The organism is Microbispora sp. KK1-11, from assembly GCF_006874435.1.
GTDB classification, from domain to species: domain Bacteria; phylum Actinomycetota; class Actinomycetes; order Streptosporangiales; family Streptosporangiaceae; genus Microbispora; species Microbispora catharanthi.
The window spans coordinates 142,500-165,794 of sequence record NZ_VIRJ01000012.1; the positions used below are offsets into that span (position 1 = coordinate 142,500).

A 23,295-nucleotide genomic window follows, 5' to 3' on the forward strand; every position below is an offset into this window, starting at 1 on the left:
GCGCTAACCGATCCGACCTTCTCGGCGGGGCGGTTGTGCGCTACTGTGCACGTTCACAGAAGGAGAATCGAGGGGGGAGACGTGCCCGGATATCCCGTCCTGCCCGAGGGCCTCGCCTACGGCGGGGACTACAACCCCGAGCAGTGGCCGGAGGAGGTGTGGCGGGAGGACGTCCGCCTGATGCGCGAGGCCGGGGTGAACCTGGTCACCGTCGGCGTCTTCAACTGGGGGCTGATCGAGCCGCAGGAGGGCGAGTACGACTTCTCCCGGCTCGACCGGATCCTCGACCTGCTCCACTCGGCCGGGGTGTACGCCGACCTCGCCACCCCCACCTCCTCGCCGCCCACGTGGTTTCGCCGCCGCTACCCGGACAGCCGCCTCGTGGACAGGGAGGGCCACGTGCTCGGCGGCGGCTCCCGGCACAGCTTCTGCCCGAGCTCGCCCGACTACGCCGCGGCGTCCGAGCGGATTGTCGCCGCCCTCGCCGCGCGGTACGCCGGCCACCCCGCCCTGGCGATGTGGCACGTGCACAACGAGTACGGCTGGGCCAACGCCCACTGCTACTGCCCGACCTCGGCCGAGGCGTTCCGCGCCTGGCTTCGGGACACGTACGGGGACGTGGGCGCGCTCAACGCGGCCTGGGGCACCACCTTCTGGGGGCTGACCTACGGCGCGTTCGAGGAGGTCGAGCCTCCCGTCGCCGCGCCGGTGGGCCTGCTCACCGGGCTCCAGCTCGACTTCATGCGGTTCTCGGTCGACGCGCACATCGCCTGCTTCCGCAGGGAGCGCGAGACGATCCGGCGGTTCAGCGACCTGCCCGTCACCACCAACTTCATGATCCCGAACTGCAAGCCCATGGACTACTGGCGCTGGGCGGCCGAGGTCGACGTGGTGGCCAACGACCACTACCTCGACTCGGCCCGGGCCGATCCGCACATCGAGCTCGCCATGGCCGCCGACCTGACCCGGTCGGTTGCCGGGGGACGCCCCTGGATGCTGATGGAACACTCGACGGGCGCGGTCAACTGGCAGCCGCGCAACCTCGCCAAACGGCCGGGGGAGATGCGCCGCAACACCCTCGCCCACGTGGCGCGCGGCTCGGACTCGGCGATGTTCTTCCAGTGGCGCGCCTCCCGATACGGCGCGGAGAAGTTCCACTCGGCGATGGTGCCGCACGCCGGCGCCGACTCCCGGATCTGGCACGACGTGGTCGCGCTCGGCGCGGACCTCGGCAGGCTCGCCGGGGTCAGGGGCGCGCGGGTGACGGCCGAGGTCGCCGTGGTGTGGGACTGGGAGTCCTACTGGGCGCTCGAATTCGAGTGGCGGCCCTCGGCCGACCTGCGCTTCAGGGAACGGATCGAGGCCTACTACGAAGCGCTGTGGCGCGAGCACGTCACCGTCGACTTCGTGCACCCGTCGGCCGACCTGTCGCTGTACCGGCTGGTCGTCGCGCCCAGCTCCTACCTGCTCGGCGAGGCGCCGGCGAAGAACCTGCACCGCTACGTGGAGGCGGGCGGGCACCTGCTCGTGTCGTACTTTTCCGGCATCGTGGACGAGAACGACACCATCCATCCGGGGCCGTACCCCGGGGCGCTGCGAGAGGTGCTTGGCGTGGCCGTCGAGGAGTTCCACCCGCTTCGCGAGCACGAGACGGTCGCGTTGCGGCCGCAGAAGTCAACCGGGCCCGAGTCATCCGAGCGTGACGCGACCGGCCGGATCTGGTCCGAGCGGGTGCGGCTCGCGGGGGCGCGGGCCGTGCACGAGTTCGCCGACGGGCCCGACGCGGGGCATCCCGCCGTCACCCGGCACGACCTGGGCGCGGGCAGCGCATGGTACGTGTCCACCGCCCTGGACGCCGAGTCCGGCCTGCGCGATCTCGTCGCGGGGGTTCTCGACCACGCGGGCGTGTCCCGGCCGCGCGGCCTGCCCGACACGCTGGAACTCGTAAGGAGGGGCGACCACCTGTTCCTCATCAACCACGCGGACGCGCCGGTGACGGTGGACGGGGTGACGGGCACCGGCGTGCTCGACGGCGCCGCGTACGGCGGTTCGGCCACGGTGCCCGCCGGGGGCGTCGTGGTCGTCCGCACATGAGCGCCCCGGCGTCGTGCCGCACCTGACCGGCGGCGCGGTGCCGGGGACCCGGGGGATTTCCGCTGACGTCCTCTCCTGACCGGAGGATCCGATGGTTCGACACCTGGCGGCCCTGCTGTGCGCGGCCACCGCACTCCTCGTTTCGCTCACCACACCATCAATCGCCGCGGTTCCGGACGCCGGCGGCCGGAGGCCGGGCGGCGGGCCCCCGCTCGTGATCAGGGGCGCCGACGTGTCGAGCCTCGCCAAGTCCGAGGCGCTCGGCGGGGCGTACCGCTACGCGAACGGGCGGCGGGGCGACGCGCTGGCGATCCTGCGGCACGACGGGCTGAACTACATCCGGCTCAAGGTGTTCGTGAACCCCGCCGACGGCTACAACAGCAGGAGCCAGGTGCTGGCGGTCGCGAAGCGGGCCAAGGCGCTCGGCATGGGCCTGCTCGTGGACTTCCACTACTCCGACTCCTGGGCCGACCCCGGCAAGCAGAACAAGCCCGCCGCATGGGAGTCGCTGTCGTTCGACGAGCTGAGGCAGGCGCTCTACGACCACACGTACGACGTGCTGAGCGCGCTGAAGGCGCAGGGCACGACGGCCGACATGGTGCAGGTGGGCAACGAGCTCAACGGCGGCCTGCTGTGGCCCGACGGCCGCTGGGACAACTGGCCGCAACTCGCCGCCCTGCTCAACGCGGGATATGACGCGGTCAAGGCGGTCTCCGGCGACACCAAGGTCGTGCTGCACCTCGCGAACGGCGGCGACAACGGCCTCTACCGGTGGTGGTTCGACAACGCCGCGGCCAACGGCATCCGCTACGACGTGATCGGGCTGTCGTACTACCCGTACTGGCACGGCACGCTCGCCGCGTTCCAGGCCAACCTGAACGACGTCGCCGCCCGGTACGGCAAGCCGGTCGTGGTGGCCGAGACGGCCTACCCGTTCACCACGGGCGACGACGACGGCTGGGAGAACACCGTCACCTCCGCCGAGCCGTACCCCGGCTATCCGGCCACTCCCGCGGGCCAGGCGGCGTTCGCCCGCGACCTGATGAACATCGTCAGGGCGGTGCCCGGCGGGCGCGGGCTGGGGGCCTTCTGGTGGGAGGCCACCTGGACCGGGGTGAAGGGCAACGGCTGGGATCCCGCCGACCCGGCGTCGGGCAACGCCTGGGAGAACCAGGCACTGTTCGGCTTCGACGACCGGGCGCTGCCCGCGCTGCGGGAGTTCGCCCGCCGGTAGGCGGACGTGGTCTCCCTCCCCGCGACGACACCTGACCACGTCGCGGGGAGGGCTCGGGGGGCCGGGGGATTCGGGGTTCGGGGGCGTCCATCAGATCCTCTCCTGAGCGGAGGAACCATGAGAAAGATCCTCGCGGCGCTGGTCCTGTGCGCCGCGGCGGCTCTCACCGCCGGGCAACCGGCCCACGCCGCCACCACACTGACCATGCTCGGAGCCGACGTCTCCTCCGTGCAGCGGTCCCTCGACCTGGGCGCGAAGTACTACGACGCGAGCGGCGCGCAGAGGGATCCGCTGGACATCCTCAAGGGCATCGGCGTCAACTACGTCCGCCTGCGGATCTGGAACAACCCCGTCAGCGGCTACAACAACAAGGCGAAGGTGCTGCAGTACGCCAAGACGGTCAAGGCCAAGGGGCTGAAGCTGCTCGTCGACTTCCACTACTCGGACACCTGGGCGGACCCCGGCAAGCAGTACAAGCCCGCCGCCTGGGCGAGCCACGGGATCGGCCAGCTGCAGACCGACGTCTACAACTACACCTACGACGTGTGCTCCAGCCTCAAGGCGCAGGGCACCACCCCCGACAGCGTGCAGATCGGCAACGAGATCAACGTCGGCATGCTGTGGAACGACGGCAAGGTCGTCAACAACGACTTCACGAACCTGAGCCTGCTGCTCAAGGCCGGCTACAACGCGACCAAGGCGTGCAACTCCGGCACGCAGGTGATCATCCACACCGCGGACGCGGACAGCGACGCGCACGCCCGCTGGTTCTACGACGGCATCAGGGCCAAGGGCGTGTCCTGGGACATCACCGGCCTGTCGTACTACTGCATGTGGCACGGCACGCTGTCCAACCTGTCCAGCGTGATCTCGGACATGCGGTCCCGGTACGGCAAGCCGGTCGTCATCGCCGAGACGGCCTATCCGTTCACACCGAACAACGCCGACTGGGAGGGCAACGCGGTCACGTCGGGCTGCTCGGGGTACGGCCTCACCTGGCAGGGGCAGGGCGCCGAGTTCGCGGCGGTGCAGAGCACCGCCCGCAACGCGGGCGCCGTCGGCGTCTTCTACTGGGAGCCGACGTGGTACGCGGTGTCCGGCAACGGCTGGGACCCGGCGAACATCAACGGCACCGGCGACCAGTGGGACAACATGGCGGTGTTCGACTGGACCGGCCACCTCAACCCGAACGTCAAGTGGACCCCCTGACGAACTGACACCGAGCCGGGCCGTCTCGCGTGACTTCTCCGGGGCGGCCCGCTTGGGTGACGAACCAGTCGGTGAACAGCTCGTCGACCGAGGTGACGGTGACGGCCTTGCGAACCCAGGTCTTCAGCTGGTTCAGGTCGTTGCACCGGCTGATGCGCTCACGCGTGTCGTCGGAGACCTCCAGGCCGCGCACATCCAGCACGTTGAAGATCGCGTCAATCTCACCTTCCGCACGGCCCTCCTCAAGGCCCTCGACCCGCCCCTTGTCCATCCAATGCGAGAAGTACTTCTTCCCGAGGTAGTCGAAGTCTTGAATGGTGGTCACCATCTCCTCCAGACGCTTGACTGTCACAGCGGGTAGCGAGCTGATCACGTAGCTCAAATATACTCGGGCCCGATCCTGATCCAATGTCGCCAGCCCCGCCAGCATCGCCTCCAGCACCGGCTCGTCGTCGGCCTCGTCGGGGTGCGCCACGGCCGAGAGCACCGCGAGCTCGGCCGAGCTGCACCTCCACGATGACGGCCATCAGTGCCGCACCGGTCTCGTCCCGGAGCACCACGACCGAATCGGCGCGGAACTCGATGGGCGCCTGGGTGCAGGCGACCGTCTCCACACGGGCGGCGGCGTGCGGCGGGATGTCGGCCCCCGGCACGCATCGCAGCAGCTCCAATGCGGTCTCCGGCCGGTTGCGGAGGAGTTCGAGCGGCATCTCGTCATCGAAACCAGGCATGGCCGGAACGTTACTGATTGTCGTCAGTCAATTACTCTACGTTCGCGAAAGTGACGGTGATTGGCGGCCATTAAGGGGCGGAGCGGCTCAGGACTCGGGGATGGCTTCCCATTCGCGGCAGGGGTTGAGTGCGTGGTGCTGATAGATCACGCCGACGGCGGGGTGGGGCCAGCCGAGGATGACGGTCTCGCCCTCCGTGGGCGGGACCGGCTCGCCGAGGTCGGCGGCGGTGACGGGCTGGCCGCCCGGGCCGCAGACACACTCCGGGCTGCCCTCGTGGTCGATCACGTCGTCGAGCGGCATCACGTGCACGAACCTGTCCATGTCACCTACCTAGACGGGGGATTGCGGTCACATTACCTCAATGAGGCATAAACCGGAATAACTTGGACAAATCCGGAGCGACCTCGACCCATTGACCTTTGTTGGGATGGACGGCAAACTAACTCCACAATCGCCGGATGAGCCGATGGAGTGCCGCAATGCCGTACCGTCCCCCATTGATCGCGCGCGAGTTCTTCGTGGCGGATCCTCCAGAGCTTCCGGTGCGCGAGCCGGGCGAGGAGGGCCTGTCCGCGCTGACCAGCGCGGAGGTGGTGGCCTCCGACGGGCAGGGCGTGACGCTCAAGGGCTCCACCTCGGCGGAGGAGACGCTCGTCGTGCAGATCACGGTCGCGGGCGAGGGGGTGATCCGGGTGCGCCTGTCGGAGGACCCCGACGCGCGCACCCGATCCTCCCGAGCGATCTCGATGGTCACCCCCGGCGAGTACGGCGAGGCCGTCGTGGAGGCGAGCCACAGCCGCGTGATCGTCGACGCCGGGTCGCTGCGGGCCGAGGTGCGGCTGAACCCCTGGAACCTGCGCTTCACCGACCGGGCCGGCCGGACGCTGGTGGAGCAGGACCCGGGCCACCCCGACATCAGCGGCCGGCTGCGCACGCTGCCGTTCGGCCGCTCCGCGGTGGACGGCGCCCCCGTCGCCTACCACGACACGTTCGTGGCCCCGGCGGACGAGGCGTTCGGCGGCTTCGGCGAGTCGTTCACGCCGCTGGACAAGCGCGGCCAGCGCCCGCTCATGTGGAACTTCGACGCGTTCGGGGCCGAGTCGCAGCGCGCGTACAAGAACGTGCCCTTCTACCTGTCCAGCAGGGGGTACGGCATCTGCGTCGACAGCGGCACGCCGGTGGAGTTCGACATGTGCCAGTCCACGCACAGCGCCGTGCAGATCATCGTGCCCGACGACCTCATCGACTACTACGTGATCGCGGGACCGACCCCCGCCGAGGTCCTGGACCGGTTCGACGGGCTGACCTCCCGGCCGGAGCTGCCGCCGAAGTGGGCGTTCGGCACCTGGATCTCCTCGGGCTTCTTCCGGGACAGCCAGGAGCGCGTGCTGGAGCGCGCCAGGAAGATCAGGGAGCGGGGCATCCCCTGCGACGTGCTCCACCTCGACTGCTACTGGCAGGCGGACGGGCACTGGTCCGACCTGCAGTGGGACCCCGAGACGTTCCCCGACCCGGCGGGCATGCTCGCCACGCTCAAGGAGCAGGGCTTCAAGGTCTGCCTCTGGATGAACTCCTACATCTCGCACCTCAGCCCGGCCTTCGCCGAGGCGGCGGAGAAGGGCTACTTCCTCAGGCGGCCCGACGGCGAGACGTACGTCGCGGACACCTGGCACGGCTCCTACCCGGCCTGCGGCATCGTGGACTTCACCAACCCCGAGGCCGTCGAGTGGTTCAAGGGACTGCTGCGCGACCGCCTGCGCGAGGGCGTGGCGGCGTTCAAGACCGACTTCGCCGAGGGCGTCCCCGCCGACGCCGTGGCCTTCAACGGCATGACCGGCACCGAGCTGCACAACGTCTACACGCTGCTGTTCAACGACATCGTCGCGGACGTGACCCGCGAGGTGAACGGGCACGGCCTGGTCTGGGCCCGCTCGTCCTACCTCGGCGGCCAGCGCCACTCGGCCCAGTGGAGCGGCGACGTCGACACCACCTACTCCGCGATGGGCAGCACGATCAGGGGCGGGCTGTCGCACGGCCTGTCCGGCATCCCCTTCTGGAGCCACGACGCGGGCGGGTTCACCGGCACGCCCAGCCCGGACCTCTACATCCGCTGGTCGCAGTTCGCCGCGCTGTCCCCGCTCGTACGGTTCCACGGCACGACCACCCGGGAGCCCTGGGAGTTCCCGCCGCACGCCGAGCAGGCCGCCATCGAGGCCCTGCGGCTGCGCTACCGGCTCATGCCGTACATCTATTCGGCGGCCGTCACCGCGGCCGAGACGGGCGCGCCGGTGCTGCGCGCCCTGTGCGTCGACTACCCGGACGACCCGGTGGCCTGGCAGGCGGACCTGGAGTACCTTCTCGGCACCGACCTGCTCGTCGCCCCGATGACCTCCGCCGACGGCACCCGGAAGGTCTACCTGCCCTCGGGGGTGTGGGTGGACTACTGGACGGGTGAGGCCGTCGACGGCGGGCGTTATGTCACGGTGTCGCCGCCGCTCGACCAGATCCCCCTGTTCGTACGGCACGGCTCGCTGATCCCGGTCACCGAGCCGGGCGACACGGTGGCCGACGACCCCCGGGTCTCGCTGCTCGCCTTCGGCCTGCCGGAACGCGAGAGCCGTACGACGATCAGGGACCTGGACGGGGACACGACGGTCACGGCGGTGCGGGACGGCGACAGGCTGGTCGTCACCGCCGAGGGCCCCAAGCAGATCGACGGCGTCGAGTTCGTCGGCCCCGGCGTCCCGGTCGTCATCAACTAGAGACACCCCCTGGAGAAAGACCATGTTCAGAGTAGGCAGGAGCGCGGCGGTGGCGGCACTGGCCGCGGCCGCACTGGTGCTCAGCGCGTGCGGTGGATCCTCTGACGATTCCAATAGCGGCAGCGGCGGCTCCGCGGAGGGCAAGACCCTCACCCTCTGGCACTACGAGACCGGCAACAGCGCCATGGGCACCGCCTGGGCCCAGGCGATGAAGGAGTTCGAGGCGAGCCACCCCGGCGTCAAGGTGAAGTTCGAGGAGAAGGGCTTCGAGCAGATCCAGAAGACGGCGTCGATGGTCCTCAACTCCGACGAGGCGCCCGACATCATGGAGTACAACAAGGGCAACGCGACCGCCGGTCAGCTGTCCAAGCAGGGCCTGCTCACCGACCTGACGGAGCAGGCGACCAAGCGCGGCTGGGACAAGCTGCTCAGCCCGTCGCTGCAGACCACCGCGAAGTACGACGAGCGGGGCATCATGGGCTCGGGCAAGTGGTTCGGCGTGCCGAACTACGGCGAGTACGTGATGGTCTACTACAACAAGGACATGTTCGATAAGGCGGGCGTCAAGGTGCCCACCACGTTCGACGAGTTCACCGCCGCGCTCGACGCGTTCGCGAAGAAGGGCACGACCCCGATCGCGATGGCGGGCGCAGAGTACCCCGCCCAGCAGTTGTTCTACCTGCTCGCGCTGAACAAGGCCAACCGCGCCTGGATCGACTCCTTCGAGCTCTACAAGGGCAAGGTCGACTTCCACGGCCCCGAGTTCACCTACGCGGCCCAGACCTTCTCCGACTGGGTGAAGAAGGGCTACATCAGCAAGGACTCGGCCGGCATGAAGGCCGAGGACATGGGTGTCGCGTTCATCGGCGGCAAGTTCCCGATCATGGTGTCGGGCAGCTGGTGGTTCGGCCGGATGGCGGAGGAGATCAAGGACTTCAAGTGGGGCTCGTTCCTGTGGCCCGGCCAGTTCGCCCCGGGCTCCAGCGGCAACCTGTGGGTCGTGCCCGAGAAGTCCAAGAACAAGGACCTCGCCTACGACTTCATCGACATCACGATGAAGAAGGAGATCCAGAACCTGCTCGGCAACTCGGGCGGCGTCCCGGTGGCGGCCGACCCGTCGGCGATCACCGACGCGCAGAACAAGGAGCTCATCGAGAACTTCAACAAGCTCTCGACGCAGGACGGCCTGGCCTTCTACCCTGACTGGCCGGCTCCCGGCTACTACGACGTGCTCGTCGCCGGCATCCAGGAACTGATCAACGGCAGCAAGAAGCCCGAGGAGGTCCTGGACGAGATCGCCCAGCCGTACAACGACAACCTGGCCGACATCGGTAACTAGACCGAGGGCGGGTCTTCCGGCATAGGGGACCCGCCTTTCCCTCCGACTCCGGCGGCGGGGCTGCCTGACCGGTCCCCGCCGCCGGGCCCCTTCTGAAAGGTCTGCACATGGCACCACCCGGCGCGGGCGCGGCCCGCCCGCGCGGGAGGGGCGGCTACTGGCTCTACCTGGTTCCGAGCCTGGTGCTGTTCCTCGCGATCATCGTCGTCCCGTTCCTGATGAACGTGGCGACGAGCTTCACCCGCTGGTCCGGCGTCGGCACCCCCACCTGGATCGGGCTCGACAACTACACGAAGCTGTTCAAGGACGAGCGCTTCTGGGCGTCCTTCGAGCACAACGTCGCGCTGATCATCGCGATGGCCGTGGTGCCCACGATCATCGGCCTGGTGCTGGCCGCCGCGCTGTTCGACTACATCGCCAAGCGGTTCGGCGGGCGTACGGCCTCGGCCCTGCGTGCGGCCTTCTACCTGCCGCAGGTGCTGCCCGTCGCGGTGGCCGGCGTGGTGTGGGGCTGGATGCTCCACCCGTCGTACGGCGCGGTGAACCAGATCTTCGGGATCAAGATCAACTGGCTGGGTGACCCGGACATCGCGCTGGCGACGGTCATGGCGATCATGGTGTGGTTCCAGCTCGGCTACCCGGTCGTCATCTTCATGGCCGGGCTCCAGCGGGTCGACCCCTCCCTGTACGAGGCGGCCGAGATCGACGGCGCCTCGTGGTGGCGCAGGTTCTGGCACATCACGATTCCGCAGATCCGGCCGGAGATCTTCGTGGTGCTGCTGACCTGTACGATCGCGGCGCTCAAGGTGTTCGGGCCGATCTTCGTGCTCACCAGGGGAGGACCCGGCTCCGCGACCATGGTGCCGTCGTACTTCTCCTATCTGAACTTCTTCCAGAAGGTCAACGTCGGATACGGCTCGGCGATCGCGACCGTGCTCGCCCTGATCATCGTCGTGGTGACCTTCCTCTTCCTGCGGGTGCAGGAGCGTGACCAGGAGAGTGGCTCGTGAACGCCGATCGCACCTTCCGCCAGCCGGGACGGTGGGCCGTGCTCGCGGCGCTGGTCGTGCTCGCGGTCGTGATGCTCTTCCCCTTCGTCATCGTCACGCTCAACGCGTTCAAGTCCCCGGCCGAATACTCCGCGGGCGGCCCCCTGAGCCTGCCCCACGGGTTCTACCTCGACGGGATCGTCGCCTTCTGGGATCGCGTCGACTTCGGCCTGAAGCTCTGGAACAGCCTCCTGATCAGCGGCGTCGTCGCGGTCGCCGCGGTGGTGCTGTCGGTGCTCAACGCGTACGCGCTGGGCATCGGCAAGGTCCGAGGCCGGCTGTGGATCCTCGTGCTGTTCCTGGTCGCCAACACGCTGCCGCAGGAGGCGCTCGTCTACCCGCTCTACTACCTGTCGAAGGAGGTGGGGCTGTACGACTCGAAGCTCGCCGTCATCCTGATCTTCACGGTGATCCAGGCGGCCTTCGGGACCTACCTGCTCTCTTCGGTGCTCGGGCAGTTCCCCCGGGGGATCCTGGAGGCGGCCGAGATCGACGGCGCGAGCAGGTTGCGGATGCTGTGGGGCATCGTCGTGCCCATCAGCCGCCCGACGCTCTCGGTGCTGCTCATCTTCTTCTTCATCTGGACGTGGAACGAGTTCTTCCTGCCGATGGTGTTCCTCATCTCCAACGACAACCAGACCGTGCCGGTCGCCCTGGGCGTCCTGCAGGGCGAGAAGATGATGGACGCCACCATGTCCAGCGCGTCCGCGCTGCTCGGCATCATCCCCGCCGTGGCCTTCTTCCTGATCTTCCAGCGCACGCTGACCCGTGGCATCACGGTCGGCGCCATCAAGTAACGCCCCCCAAGTAACGCGTCACTACCTGACCTGGAGGCGCAATGTCCCATCGCCGTTCGGCGATGCTGTCCGCGTCGGCCGCCCTGGCTCTGGCACTGAGCCTGGGCGCCGGCCCCGCGAGGGCGGCCGGCGACTATCCGTTCCGGAACCCGTCGCTGCCGCTCGCCCAGCGCATCGACGACCTGCTCGGCCGGCTCACGCCGGACGAGAAGGTCGCGATGTTGCACCAGTACGCCCCCGCGATCGACCGTCTCGGCATCAAGATGTTCAAGACGGGCACCGAGGCGCTGCACGGCGTCGCCTGGTCGACCGACTACACCGACAACGGCGCCGTGGTCACCGCCAAGGGCACCGTCTTCCCCCAGGCGGTCGGCCTGGCCAGCACCTGGGACACCGCCCTGATCAAGCGGGTCGGCTCGGCCGTCGGCGACGAGGCCCGCGGCCACCACGCGGAGAACCCCACCGTGTGGGGGCTCAACCTCTGGGCGCCCGTGGTCAACCTGCTGCGCGACCCGCGCTGGGGGCGCAACGAGGAGGGCTACTCGGAGGACCCGACGCTGACCGGCGCCATCTCCACGGCGTACGGCTCGGGCCTGGAAGGCGACGACCCCGACCACCTGAAGACGGCGCCCACGCTGAAGCACTACCTGGCCAACAACAACGAGGTCACCCGCGACACCTCGTCGTCGGAGCTGCCGCCGCGGGTGAAGCACGAGTACGACGAGGCGGCCTTCAAGCCGGCCATCGAGGCCGACGCGGCGACCGGCGTGATGGCGTCGTACAACCTCGTCAACGGCCGGCCGAACACGGTCAACCCCGACCTGGACGACGTGGTCCGCTCGTGGACCGGCCGGACACTGTTCAACGTCACCGACGCCGGCGCGCCGAACAACCTGGTCAACTCGGAGAAGTACTACGCCACCCAGGCCGAGGCCGACGCCGCGCTGATCAAGGCGGGGCTCGACAGCTTCACCGTGGACGACACCAACGGCGCTCCGACGGTCGCGGCCGTCAAGGAGGCGCTGTCGAAGGGGCTGCTCACGCAGGCGGACGTGGACGACGCGGTCCGGCACCAGCTCAGCATCCGCTTCCGGCTCGGCGAGTTCGACCCCGACGGCGGGCCGTACGCGAAGATCACCAAGGACGTGGTCAACAGCCCGGCGAACCAGAAGCTGGCCCGCGAGACCGCGGCCAAGGCGATGGTGCTGCTCAAGAACTCCGGCGGCGCGCTGCCGCTGAAGCCCGGCAAGAAGGTCGCCGTGGTCGGCCCGCTGGCCAACGTGCTCTACACCGACTGGTATTCGGGCAGCCTGCCCTACAAGGTGACCCCGCTCGACGGGATCAAGGAGCGGGCGGCGTCGGTGGCCTCCTCGGAGGGCGTCGACCGCATCGCGCTGAAGGACGTCGCCACCGGGAAGTACATCAGCGCTCCCGCGTCCGGCGGCGACCTCAAGGAGAGCGACACCTCGGTCGGCGACACCTCGACGTTCGACGCGTTCGACTGGGGTCAGGGCGTGCTGACGCTGCGCAGCGTGGCCAACGGCAAGTACGTCAGCCGGGCCAACTGGTCCACCCTGGCCAACACCGCCGACCAGCCGTCCGGCTGGTTCGTGCAGGAGCAGTTCACGCTGGAGCCGCAGTCCGACGGCACCTCCCTGCTGCGGTACGCCGGCTACGAGACGGCCTACGACTGGTTCGGGCCGAACAAGTACGTCAAGGCGGCGGCCGACGGCACGCTCAGCCTGACCACGGCCGACCAGGCCACGCACTACGCCAAGGAGGTCGTCTCCCGCGGCGTGGACGACGCCGTCGCCAAGGCCAAGGCCGCCGACGTGGCGGTCGTCGTGGTCGGCAGCATGCCGTTCATCAACGGCCGCGAGGACCACGACCGCACCGACATGAACCTCGCCGATGGCCAGGAGGCGCTGGTCAAGGCCGTGAAGGCGGCCAACCCGAACACGGTGGTGGTGCTGGAGAACAGCTACCCGACCACGGTCGACTGGGAGCAGGACAACGTCCCCGCCATCCTGTGGACCACCCACGCGGGCGCCGAGACCGGGCACGCCCTCGCCGACGTCCTGTACGGCGACGTCAACCCGGCCGGGCGGCTCACCCAGACGTGGTACCGGTCGGCCGCCGAGCTGCCGGGCATCCTCGACTACGACATCGTCAAGAAGGACCGGACGTACCTGTATTACCAGGGCAAGCCGCTCTACCCGTTCGGGTACGGCCTGTCGTACACGTCGTTCTCCTACCAGGGCCTGAAGGCGGTGCAGAAGGGCGACGCGTACGAGGTCTCGGTCAAGGTGACCAACACCGGCTCCCGGGCCGGCGACGAGGTCGTGCAGCTCTACACCCACCAGCAGCGCTCGCGGGTGAAGCAGCCGGTCAAGCAGCTTCGCGCGTTCGAGCGGGTGACGCTGGCGCCGGGGCAGACCAGGACGGTCGCCTTCAGCGTCAAGAGGAGCGACCTGGCGCTGTGGGACGTCACACGGAACAAGTGGACCGTCGAGAACGCGACCCACGACGTGCTCGTGGGGTCGTCCTCGGCGAACATCCGCCAGCGGGCGACGATCAACGTCAAGGGTGAGAACATCCCGCACCGCGACCTGTCGAAGACCACCCGGGCGGTCGACTTCGACGACTACTCGGGCATCCACCTGGTCGACGAGACCAAGGTGCGCGGCGACGCGGTGGCGGGCGCGAACGGCGGCTGGATCGCGTTCAAGGACGTCCAGCTCCGCAAGCCGCGCACGGTGACGGCCGGGGTGGCCTCAACGGGCGGCGGGACCGTCGAGGTGCGTCTCGGCTCGCCGACCGGCGCGAAGGTGGCCACGATCCCGGTCGCCGCGACCGGCGGGATCTACAACTGGGCCACCGCGACCGCTCCCGTGTCCGGTGCGAACGGCGTGAAGGATGTCTACCTGGTCTTCACCGGCGACGTCCGGATCAAGGACCTCGCCCTGAGCTGAGGCTCCCGCCGATAACAACGGACGCCCCGCGCGCGTACGTGCGCGGGGCGTCCGCACGCGTGGGGGGTCAGCGGGGCTCCAGCACGTCCGTCGCCTTGTGGTCCTCGTCCACTCCTTCGACGAGCACGGTGTCACCCAAGGAGTTGCGCGTGCGCAGCGGCAGGATCTCCTGGTAGGCGGGCGACCGGTACCAGGCCCTCGCCGTGTCGAGGTCGGGGAACTGGATGACGACCAGGGTGTGCGTCCAGGTGCCCTCCAGCACCTCGGGATCGCCGCCGTGGATGATGAAACGGCCGCCGAACGGCTCCAGCGTGGCGTCGATGCGCCGCAGGTATTCCGTGATGTCCGCTCCCACGGTGACGTCGCGGAGCTGGGCGATGGCGTAGGCGGGCATGGTCTCTCCAGGGTCGGATGTGGTGCGCCGGTGTCGGCGCGTCCTCCTCGTGACTCGAGCATGCCGCGGACGGGTCGCGGAGACGATGACGCGTGAGGTAATCATCTGCCGGCGGCGGGTTCACCACACGACGTTCGTACTGGGGCGGTGGATCCACGCCTTCTGACGGACGTCGCAGAGGCGGGGCCGCCGCTTGCAGAAGTTGCCCTGGGAGTCGCCGGCGCCGCTCACGCTGATGGTGGCCTGCTGCAGACTCGTTGATCGGCGTCGTACCCGGCAACCGGTTCTTTGCCGGGCGGTGAGGCTGGTTCCGTGCGCGGCGGGCGTATCGATCACGCTTTCGCTATTCTCCCCGATATGGCCGAATCGCTGAGGGGGACGCTGGCCTCGCGATACCACCTGCTGCGCCCGCTGGGCTCCGGCGGCATGGGCACGGTGTGGCTGGCCAGAGACTCCGTGCTCGACCGCGAGGTGGCGATCAAGGAGCTCCGCCTCCCGGACGGCCTCGGCGAGCGCGAGCGGGCCGAACTGATCGCCAGGGTCATGCGCGAGGCGGAGGTCACCGCGCGCGTCCGGCATCCCGGGATCGTCGCCCTGCACGACGTGCTCCTCCAGGACGGCAGGCCGTGGATCGTCATGGAACTGCTGCACGGCCACGATCTCGCCCGGCAGATCGCCGCGTACGGGCCGCTGCCGTACCGGCAGGTGGCGGACCTCGGTGCTCGCCTGCTCGACGCGCTGTCGGCCACGCACGCCGGGGGCGTGCAGCACCGGGACGTGAAGCCGGGCAACGTCTTCCTCTCCGCGGACGGCCGGGTGCTCCTCACCGACTTCGGCATCGCCCGCCCCGCCGACCAGGCGTCGATCACCGAGGCCGGCCTGCTGGTCGGCTCACCGGGCTTCATCGCCCCGGAACGGCTCGCGGGCGATCCCGGCGGCCCGGCCGCCGACCTGTGGTCGCTCGCCGCCACCCTCTACACGGCCGTCGAGGGCGTCGCCCCCTACCAGGGCTCGCGTTCGGAGGTGATCCGGGCGACCCTCACCCAGGCTCCCCGTCCGCCGGTGCTCGCGGGACCGCTCGGCCCGGTGCTGACGTGGATGATGGCGCGCGATCCGGCCGCCCGCCCCGACGCGGCGACCACGCTCAGGCTGCTGCGGCAGGTGGCCGACGGCGGCACTCCGGACCTCGATCCCCGGCACGGGCTGCGGATCGAGTCGCCGAAGCGGCGCCACCGGTGGTGGTACGCGGCCGGGGCCGCCGCCGTGGTGGGCGCCGCGGTCGCCGTGGCGGCGGTCGTGTTCTCCGGCAGGGCGGGCGATCCGCCCCACGATCCCGTGCACCGGGTCTCGCCCACCTTCGACAGCGCCGTGGACCTGTGCCGGGCGCTGCCGGCCGAGGAGGTGCGGCGGATCGTGGGCGCCTCAGCGGAGGTCCGGCCGGGGAAGACGAACTGCCAGTGGACCGTGAAGGGCAGCGGCGTCGAGCTGAGCGCCGAGACCGACTCCGACACCCCCGAGCCGTGGGGGCTCGACACCGCCTCGGCGACCACGCTGATGGAAGGGCTGCGCAGGCAGTACGGCTCGGGGCCGAGCGACGCGAGCTGGCTCTGGTACGAGATCGGCCTCGACCAGAGGACCCAGGCCATCCAGACGGCCGGACGGGAGACGCCGGATGTGGCCGACGAGGCGTTCGCCGTCGACCTCACCACGCCGGAGGGCAGGGCACAGGCCGCCGATGTGTACTTCAGGCTCGGCGACCTCGTCGTCTGCCTCCGGTACGCCGACCTCGACGTGAGCTCCCCGGCCGTCCTGCGGGACCGGGCGATCGCGGCGGCGGCGTCGGCGGCCGAGGGCCTGAGGGGGCTGGCATAGCCGTGGACCTGCTCGCCGGACGGTACCGCCTCGCCGAACCGCTCGGCGAGGGCGGCGGCGGCACGGTCTGGCGCGCCCACGACGAACTGCTGCGCCGGGAGGTGGCGATCAAGCAGCTGCGCGTCCCGCCGGACCTGGACGACCGGCAGCGCGCCGACTTCCTCGGCAGAGCCGTCGATGAGGCCCGGGCGGCCGGACGGCTCACCCACCCGTCCATCGTGACGGTCCACGACGTCGTCGGGCACGCCGGGCAGCCGTGGATCGTCATGGACCTGGTGCCGGGCCGCTCCCTCGACAAGATCATCCGAGAGGACGGGCCGCTCGCCTCCGAGCGCGTGGCCGAGATCGGGCTGGCCGTCCTCGACGCGCTGGAGGCGGCCCACGCCCGGGGCATCCTGCACCGCGACGTCAAACCGGCCAACGTCCTCATCGGGCCGGACGGCCGCGCCCTGCTCACCGACTTCGGGATCGCCGCGCCGCTGGGCGGCGCCGGGCACTCCTGGCAGAGCTCGGCGGGCTCGCCCAACTACATGGCCCCGGAACGGTTCCGCGACGAGCCGGACGGCCCGCCTTCCGACCTGTGGTCCCTCGGGGCCACGCTCTACACCGCCGTCGAGGGGGAGCCGCCCTTCCACCGGAGCATGGCCGCCGCGCTCGTCGCCGCCGTCCTGCTCCACGAGCCCCGGCCGATGACCAGGGCCTCGCGGGTGCTCGCGTGGATCGTGCTCGCCCTGCTCGACAAGGATCCGGCGCGGCGTCCGCCGCCGGACGTCGTGCGGCAGGCGCTGCGGGCCGCCGCCGCGCCGCCCGCCCCCGCCCCGGCGGACCGGCCCGCCGGGAGGTGGCGCTTCGTCGCCGTGGCGGCCCTGGTGGTCGTGGTCGGCCTCGCGGCGGGCCTGGGCGCCTGGCTTCTCGTGTCCGGGAAACAGGGCGGCTCGGGGCGGTTCGCCGCCGTCCCCGACGCCTGCCGCAGCCTGACCAAGGCGCAGATCCACGACCTCCTCGGTGCCACGCCGCGTGGGGAACCCGCCGCCGAGGGGCGATGCGAGTGGAAGGAGCACACCACCGGCCACGACGGGACGATCACGGTGGCCTACCGGTTGCCGGCCGAGGGGGAGGCGGCGGCCTCCCGCGACCTCGCGGCGGAGCGGGCCGCGCGGGGCGCCGCCTCGCGCGACCGGGCCGGGATCGCCGACGAGGCCTTCACCTGTGACTCCTCCGACCCCGCCGCCGGGACCACCGGGGCCACGGTCTGGTTCCGCCTCAGCAATCTCATCGTCGAGGTCGCCTACCGGCGCGCCGGTGACCCCTCGGTCACCCCGGCCGACCGGCGCACGGCCGAGCGCGCCGCCGAACTCGTCGGCATCGGGCTCGGGTGACCTCCCGCTCTGCATCTGTAGGAGACCCCCATGACCAGCGGTGACGACGCCCCCGTCGAGCCCGGGGAGACGCCTCCCCCGGACGACCGCCCCCGGCAGGGCATGCCGCCGTACCCGCCGCAGGGCCATCCCCATCCCGGAGTTCCGCCCTACCCGCCCCCGTACGGCCCGCCGCCCGGTCCACAGCCCGGGTCACAGCCACAGCCGCAGCCGGGCGCCTATCCCGCCGGTCCTCAGCCGCAGCCGGGTGCGTATCCCGCTCCCCAGCCGGGTCCGTACGCCGGTCCACAACCAGGTCCGTACTCCGGTCCACAGCCCGGGTCACAGCCACAGCCGCAGCCGGGCGCCTATCCCGCACCGGGCGCCTACCCCGGTTCCCCGCCCGGTCCCCAGCCGCAGCCCGGGGGGTATCCCGGCGCGCCGGGTGGCCAGGGCTGGCCGCAGCCGGGACCGCAGGCCGGGCCGCCGCAGTCGCCTCAAACGAATCCCTATCCCTATCCATCCCAGGGAGGACAGGGCGGCCCGCCGTCTGGACCGCAGGGGCAGGGGTGGCAGGCGGCGACGCCGCCTCCGCCCGAACTGTGGCAGATGCCGACCCAGCCCTCCACCCCGGCGCGGCGAGGGTGGGTGCTGCCGGTGGTGGCGGTCGTCGCTGTGCTGGTGGTGGCCGGGGGGACGTTCGCGTTCATGACGGTACGCCAGACGGGAACGCCCAGTAAGGCGAGTCCGACGGCGACGGCGGCGACGGCGGCCGAGAAGTCGGCGTCGGCCGCGCCGGTGGCGGCGACCGCCGACGTGTGCTCGATGCTCGACCCTGACGAGGCCGAGCGACTCGTGCCGGGAGCCACGATCGACTCCTCGACGAACGACAACCGTGGCGACACCCTCGTCAGCTACGTCCGGTACACGTGCGGCTGGGTCAACCGGAACATCTCGTACAAGGACGTCACCCGCAGTCGTGAGATCACGGTGAACGTGTCGAAGTACGAGGCGATCGGAACGACCACGGCGGAGAAGGCGGCGCGGATCCAGTTCGACGGCGAGTTCAAGCAGTACAAGTACCAGTCGACCCATTCGGACGAGGAGCACTACTACTCGCCGGTCCAGGAGTACCAGGGCGTCGGAGACCAGGCGGCCGCGCAGTACCAATGGACGCGGGAGGGGGACAAGTACTGGTACTCCTTCGGTCAGGGAGTCGGCCGGGTGGGAGACGTGGTCTTCCAGGTGAAGTTCGAGGCGAGCCAGAAGAAGAAGGAAGCCGATTTCCTGTCGACGGAGAGCACGCAGTCGATCACCGAGGAGAACGCCCTGCGGGAGGTGAAGGGCCTGCTCGGGCAGCTCGCGAAGTCCGTGACCGCCTGGCGGGCCGGACAGCCGCTGCCGTACCACGCGCGTCCCAAGCCGAGCCCGTCGCCGTCGCCCTCGCCCACCCGGATCCCCCTGCCCCGGGCCTGCGTGAGCCTCAAGACGCTGGCCGCCACCCTGGTGCCGGACACCGAGGGCGCGGCGGTGCGGAGCAAGGAGGGCCACTCGAACGTCACCCAGTGCCAGTGGTGGAACGACAAGCTGCCGCTCGGCGGAGGCAAGGTCCGGTGGCGCAACCTGCGCATCGCCGTCCACACCTTCTGGGACGCGGAATCCGCCCGTTACTACCTCATCGACCAGCGCTCGAAGACCAAGTTCACGGCGAGCAGCGAGATCGGCGGCATCCGGTGGGGCAAGGTCGAGAAGCTGACCGGCTTCGGGCAGGAGGCGTTCGGCCAGGCGATCCGGCAGCGCACCGACACGGCCCAGGGCAACCGGTACGAGATCTACGCGCTGGACGGCAAGAACGTCATATGGGTGCTGTTTTCCGGCAGCGACCGCCCGGAGAACACGCCGATCAACGCGTCCGACTCCGTGCTCATGGACCCGAAGGAGGCGGCCACCGGGGCCAAGTCCGTGGCCAAGGCCCTGCTCGGCGCCCTGTGAGCCGGTGTTCGTGCAGGTTTACGCGGGTATTTCCCTCCTCGACCGCGAGTCGACGGGGGGAAACCATGGCTACCTGTGAGGTCTGCGGCAACGATTACGACATGGCCTTCGAGGTGCACACCCAGGGGGCGGTGCACGTCTTCGACAGCTTCGAGTGCGCCATCAGCCGGATGGCGCCCGTGTGCGAGCACTGCGGGTGCCGCATCGTGGGCCACGGCTCCGAGTTCGACGGCCGCTGGTTCTGCTGCGCGCACTGCGCCCGGGAATCCGGTGCGACCAGGATTGTCGACAGAGAGGTCACGGGCGCCGTCGCCCGCTAGAGCGGGTCACCTTGAGGTCGTGAGGGCCTCCGAGCGGGATCCACACCCGCGGGAGGCCCTCATGCCGCACGTCAGGACTCGAACGCGACCAGCCGGATGATGAGAAATCCCTCGCCCTCGCGCTTCGGCGGCAGCGTGGTGCCCGGCACGGCCTCGAACACCTCGGGGTGCTCGTCCCTGGTCACCACGCCGAACAGGTCGTCCGGCAGGGTCATGCCCAGCGCCATGGCACGCCTCGCGGCGGCGTAGAAACTGCCGCCCGCCTCCAGGTCGGCGGCGACCATCTCGGCCGCCGGCCGGTCGGGCACCCGGATGCGGGCCACCCGGGCCCGCTGCGGCCGGGCCGAGCGGGCGCGGAGATAGTCCTCGATCTCCCACACGAGCAACTCGCCGAGGTAATGCGACATGTCCCTCTTCACGGTGCTCAGACTCGCCTGGGGCGGTTGATTCCCGTTTGCACTCCGTTTGCCCCGCAGCTCGCTTCCGGTGATCGGCTTGCGGCGTAGTGGACTTTCCGCGCCGTCCGAGGGTCCGCCGGCGCCCGCTCATCCCGCCCGGGGGGCTTGCCCCTGGATTCGCATGACGCTGCACGGTAGTCTTTTAGTTAGTTCCTTAGCCAAACAAATGTCGGAGGAGCGAGTGCCACCAGGTTACCCGGGAGGCGCTGGGACCGGTGGCCGGTGCCGAGCCGGGCGCGGCGCTGCCCGAGCGTCCGTGCGTGCCACGATTCCGGCCGCCGTTGTCGTGTCAAATTGCTCGCAATTGCGGCATGATGAGCCCGAGCGGGAACGGGGCGGACATTGATCACATCGCACAACGGGCCACAGCCGGCCGACTTCACCGACGTACGGGCGACCAACCTCGCCGTCGTGCTGCGGTTCGTCCGGGAGAACGCGCCCTGCTCACGTGCCGACATCGCCGCCTCGACGGGCCTCAACAAGGCCACCGTGTCCAGCCTGGTCGCCGACCTCATCGACCGGCGCCTGCTGCGCGAGACCGGCCTGACCGAGCACCGGGTCGGCCGGCCCGCCACCATGCTCGTCCTGGACGGCTCGCCGTACGCCGCGATCGGCATCGAGGTCAACGTCGACTACATCACAGCGGTCGCCGTGGACCTCAAGGGCGAGGAGCTCCTGAACTGGCGGCGGACCTTCCCCGGCGGGACCTCGAGCGCGGGCCAGGCGGTCGTCGCCATGGCGGCGCTCGCCCGGCGGGTCGTCAGCCGGATGACCAAGGAGGCCCGGCAGGTGCTCGGCCTGACCGTGGCCGTGCCCGGTCTGGTCGACGTCAACGGGATCGTGCGGGTCGCCCCCAACCTGGGCTGGCGCGACGCGGACCTGGCGGGCGACCTCACCAAGGCGCTGCGCGACCCCGGCTTCCCCGTGCTCGTGGACAACGACGCCAACCTCGCCGCCCTGGCCGAGCACCGGTTCGGGCCCCACCGCAACGCCGCCAACCTCGTCTACGTGACCGGCGAGGTCGGCGTGGGGGCGGGCATCGTCATGGACGGACGGCTCAGGCGGGGCGGGCAGGGCTACAGCGGCGAGATCGGCCACATCGAGCTCGATCCCGCCGGGCCCACCTGCCGGTGCGGCCGGCGCGGCTGCCTGGAGGCCGTCGCAGGGGTCGGCGCGATCCTCGCCCACACGGCGCCCGACGCCTCGCCGTCCGAGCTCGAACTCGAGATCGACGAGGTCGTGCGGCGCGCCCGCAACGGCGAGCGGGACATCCTCACGCTCCTGGAGGACGTGGGACGCCACCTCGGCAGGGGAATGGCCGCCGTGGCCAACATGCTCAACCCGGAGGTCGTGATCCTCGGGGGCTACTACGTACCGCTGGCGCCCTGGCTCGTCGCGTGCGCGGAGGAGGAGATGTACGGCAGGGTGCTCGCCCCCGGCGGGGGAGGCTGCCGGCTGGAGGTGTCGACGCTCGGGTACGGCGCGGCCGCGCTCGGGGCCGCCGCGCGGGTGCTCGACTCGGTCGACTCCGGCCGCCTGCCCGCGCAGCGCTGACCGTCCCGCCGCCGGCGCCCGGAACCGCCGGGCCGACCCATGCGCCCGGCGCACCGTTCCCTGCGGCAGGCGTACCGATATCGAGCGGCTGCGAACCCGGCCGGGGTGCGAGGCGTCGAACAATGCACTGTCGACGAATTGGAAAACGATGAACACTCGCCTGCTGTCCGCCGCCGCGCTCTCCGCCGTGCTCACGGCCGCACTGGCCGCCCCCGCGGCCGCCGCCGCTCCGGCCGGGGCCTCCGCCGCGCCGAAGCCCCTCACCGGGGTCGCCGTCTACCTGTCGTACGGCAAGGGTTACCCGGTCAGCCGTTACGAGCCCGGCAAGGGCTTCACGAAGCTGGGCGCCATGCCGATGACGGGCCAGTTCTCCGCGTCCCCTGACGGCAGGAAGCTCGCCTGGATCACCGGCAAGGGGTACGTCCAGGTCGGGGACGGCCGCACGGTCACGACCGCGGCCAAGGGCGCCGGAGCCGGAGCGCCGTGCCTCACCCCGGTCTGGTCGCCCGACTCCAGGCAGGTCGCGTACGTGGTGCGGGCCGACTCCGACGCCGGGTCCGTCACGGTGGTCGGCGCCGACGGCAAGGGCCGCAAGAAGGCGGGCACGACCCTCGGGGTCTGCCACCTGGCCTGGTCGGCCGACGGCCGCTACCTCGCGGGGTACGCCGGGACGACCGAGGGCGTGTACCGCCTCGACGTGAGGACCGGCAAGACGGTCAAGGTCAAGGGCGTCGGCCTCGCCAACCACGTGCAGAGCCTGTCTCCCGACGGATCGAAGGTCGTCGTGGCGCCGCTGTCGAGGAACGCGCCCGGCGGCGACGGCTCCTGGCCGGGGGGCTTCCGCCCGGCCGTGGTCGACGTCGCCACCGGCAAGAAGGCCGCCATCCCGGTGAAGGGCTCGCTCGTGGGCGCCTTCTACCTGCGGGACGGCCGCCTGGTCGTCCGGGTCGCCGGGCGCACCGCCAACACCCTGGTCGTGCTCGACAAGAACGGCAGGCAGGTGCAGCGCCTGACCGAGCCCGCCGCGGCCAGGCGGCAGGCGCTGCTGCAGATCGTCGGCTGACCGGAGAATCCCGGCATCGGCCGGAAGGGCGGGCGCGGACCGGCCGGGACTCCCGGCCCCGCGCCCGCCCTTTGCGTACGGCCGGAGTGGACCT

At 70.4% G+C, this 23,295-nt stretch carries 18 protein-coding genes; 14 read left to right on the forward strand and 4 right to left on the reverse strand.

Annotated features, from left to right (window positions below):
• Positions 1 to 81 precede the first annotated feature (81 nt).
• The 3 genes from FLW16_RS19215 (at position 82) to FLW16_RS19225 (ending at position 4,537) form a co-directional block, all read left to right on the forward strand.
• On the forward strand, positions 82 to 2,094 hold the full coding sequence (locus FLW16_RS19215) for a beta-galactosidase (RefSeq protein WP_260615386.1): 2,013 nt from the start codon (positions 82 to 84) through the stop codon (positions 2,092 to 2,094).
• Between the two features lie 91 nt (positions 2,095 to 2,185).
• Positions 2,186 to 3,328 (forward strand): arabinogalactan endo-1,4-beta-galactosidase, encoded by a 1,143-nt coding sequence (locus FLW16_RS19220; RefSeq protein ID WP_142561471.1) that lies wholly within the window; start codon positions 2,186 to 2,188, stop codon positions 3,326 to 3,328.
• Positions 3,329 to 3,445: 117 nt separating this feature from the next.
• A complete protein-coding gene (locus FLW16_RS19225; RefSeq protein ID WP_142561472.1) occupies positions 3,446 to 4,537 on the forward strand; it encodes a glycosyl hydrolase 53 family protein in 1,092 nt (363 codons plus the stop codon).
• Here FLW16_RS19225 and FLW16_RS19230 read toward each other — a convergent pair.
• Both FLW16_RS19230 and FLW16_RS43785 read right to left on the reverse strand, forming a co-directional pair.
• Positions 4,521 to 5,012 (reverse strand): hypothetical protein, encoded by a 492-nt coding sequence (locus FLW16_RS19230; RefSeq protein WP_142561473.1) that lies wholly within the window; start codon positions 5,010 to 5,012, stop codon positions 4,521 to 4,523. The genes FLW16_RS19225 and FLW16_RS19230 overlap by 17 nt on opposite strands.
• A gap of 343 nt (positions 5,013 to 5,355) precedes the next feature.
• Complete coding sequence (locus FLW16_RS43785) at positions 5,356 to 5,592, reverse strand: hypothetical protein (RefSeq protein WP_185949493.1); 237 nt, start codon at positions 5,590 to 5,592, stop codon at positions 5,356 to 5,358.
• Positions 5,593 to 5,768: 176 nt separating this feature from the next.
• Between FLW16_RS43785 and FLW16_RS19235 the strand changes: the two genes are divergently transcribed.
• The 5 genes from FLW16_RS19235 (at position 5,769) to FLW16_RS19255 (ending at position 14,190) form a co-directional block, all read left to right on the forward strand.
• Entirely contained in the window at positions 5,769 to 8,033 is a 2,265-nt protein-coding gene (locus tag FLW16_RS19235; protein WP_260615387.1) for a TIM-barrel domain-containing protein, read from the forward strand.
• Positions 8,034 to 8,055: 22 nt separating this feature from the next.
• On the forward strand, positions 8,056 to 9,372 hold the full coding sequence (locus tag FLW16_RS19240; protein WP_142561475.1) for a sugar ABC transporter substrate-binding protein: 1,317 nt from the start codon (positions 8,056 to 8,058) through the stop codon (positions 9,370 to 9,372).
• Positions 9,373 to 9,479: 107 nt separating this feature from the next.
• Positions 9,480 to 10,382 carry a carbohydrate ABC transporter permease gene (locus FLW16_RS19245; protein WP_142561476.1) on the forward strand — a complete coding sequence of 301 codons (903 nt, stop codon included), beginning with the start codon at positions 9,480 to 9,482 and terminating at the stop codon, positions 10,380 to 10,382.
• Positions 10,379 to 11,218, forward strand: a complete 840-nt coding sequence (locus tag FLW16_RS19250; protein WP_260615388.1) for a carbohydrate ABC transporter permease — start codon at positions 10,379 to 10,381, stop codon at positions 11,216 to 11,218. The genes FLW16_RS19245 and FLW16_RS19250 overlap by 4 nt, the downstream gene beginning before the upstream one ends.
• Positions 11,219 to 11,259: 41 nt before the next feature.
• Positions 11,260 to 14,190 carry a glycoside hydrolase family 3 protein gene (locus tag FLW16_RS19255; protein ID WP_142561477.1) on the forward strand — a complete coding sequence of 977 codons (2,931 nt, stop codon included), beginning with the start codon at positions 11,260 to 11,262 and terminating at the stop codon, positions 14,188 to 14,190.
• A gap of 67 nt (positions 14,191 to 14,257) precedes the next feature.
• Here the strand turns inward: FLW16_RS19255 and FLW16_RS19260 are convergent, their stop codons facing one another.
• Positions 14,258 to 14,584 (reverse strand): DUF1330 domain-containing protein, encoded by a 327-nt coding sequence (locus tag FLW16_RS19260; RefSeq protein ID WP_142561478.1) that lies wholly within the window; start codon positions 14,582 to 14,584, stop codon positions 14,258 to 14,260.
• A gap of 357 nt (positions 14,585 to 14,941) precedes the next feature.
• On the opposite strand from FLW16_RS19260, the gene FLW16_RS19265 reads away from it, so the two are divergent.
• From FLW16_RS19265 to FLW16_RS19280, 4 genes are all read left to right on the forward strand, one after another.
• On the forward strand, positions 14,942 to 16,456 hold the full coding sequence (locus FLW16_RS19265; protein ID WP_142561479.1) for a serine/threonine-protein kinase: 1,515 nt from the start codon (positions 14,942 to 14,944) through the stop codon (positions 16,454 to 16,456).
• Between the two features lie 2 nt (positions 16,457 to 16,458).
• Entirely contained in the window at positions 16,459 to 17,835 is a 1,377-nt protein-coding gene (locus FLW16_RS43790) for a serine/threonine-protein kinase (RefSeq protein WP_185949494.1), read from the forward strand.
• 588 nt (positions 17,836 to 18,423) lie between these two features.
• Positions 18,424 to 19,806 (forward strand): hypothetical protein, encoded by a 1,383-nt coding sequence (locus tag FLW16_RS19275; RefSeq protein ID WP_142561481.1) that lies wholly within the window; start codon positions 18,424 to 18,426, stop codon positions 19,804 to 19,806.
• Between the two features lie 65 nt (positions 19,807 to 19,871).
• Entirely contained in the window at positions 19,872 to 20,126 is a 255-nt protein-coding gene (locus FLW16_RS19280; protein ID WP_139576357.1) for a hypothetical protein, read from the forward strand.
• Positions 20,127 to 20,197: 71 nt separating this feature from the next.
• Here the strand turns inward: FLW16_RS19280 and FLW16_RS19285 are convergent, their stop codons facing one another.
• Positions 20,198 to 20,533, reverse strand: coding sequence for a hypothetical protein (locus FLW16_RS19285; RefSeq protein WP_139576358.1), 336 nt, complete (start codon positions 20,531 to 20,533; stop codon positions 20,198 to 20,200).
• Positions 20,534 to 20,926: 393 nt separating this feature from the next.
• Here FLW16_RS19285 and FLW16_RS19290 point away from each other — a divergent pair, with 393 nt between their 5' ends.
• Positions 20,927 to 22,138 carry an ROK family transcriptional regulator gene (locus FLW16_RS19290; RefSeq protein ID WP_142561482.1) on the forward strand — a complete coding sequence of 404 codons (1,212 nt, stop codon included), beginning with the start codon at positions 20,927 to 20,929 and terminating at the stop codon, positions 22,136 to 22,138.
• A gap of 148 nt (positions 22,139 to 22,286) precedes the next feature.
• On the forward strand, positions 22,287 to 23,201 hold the full coding sequence (locus FLW16_RS19295; protein ID WP_142561483.1) for a hypothetical protein: 915 nt from the start codon (positions 22,287 to 22,289) through the stop codon (positions 23,199 to 23,201).
• The last annotated feature ends 94 nt before the right edge of the window (positions 23,202 to 23,295 follow it).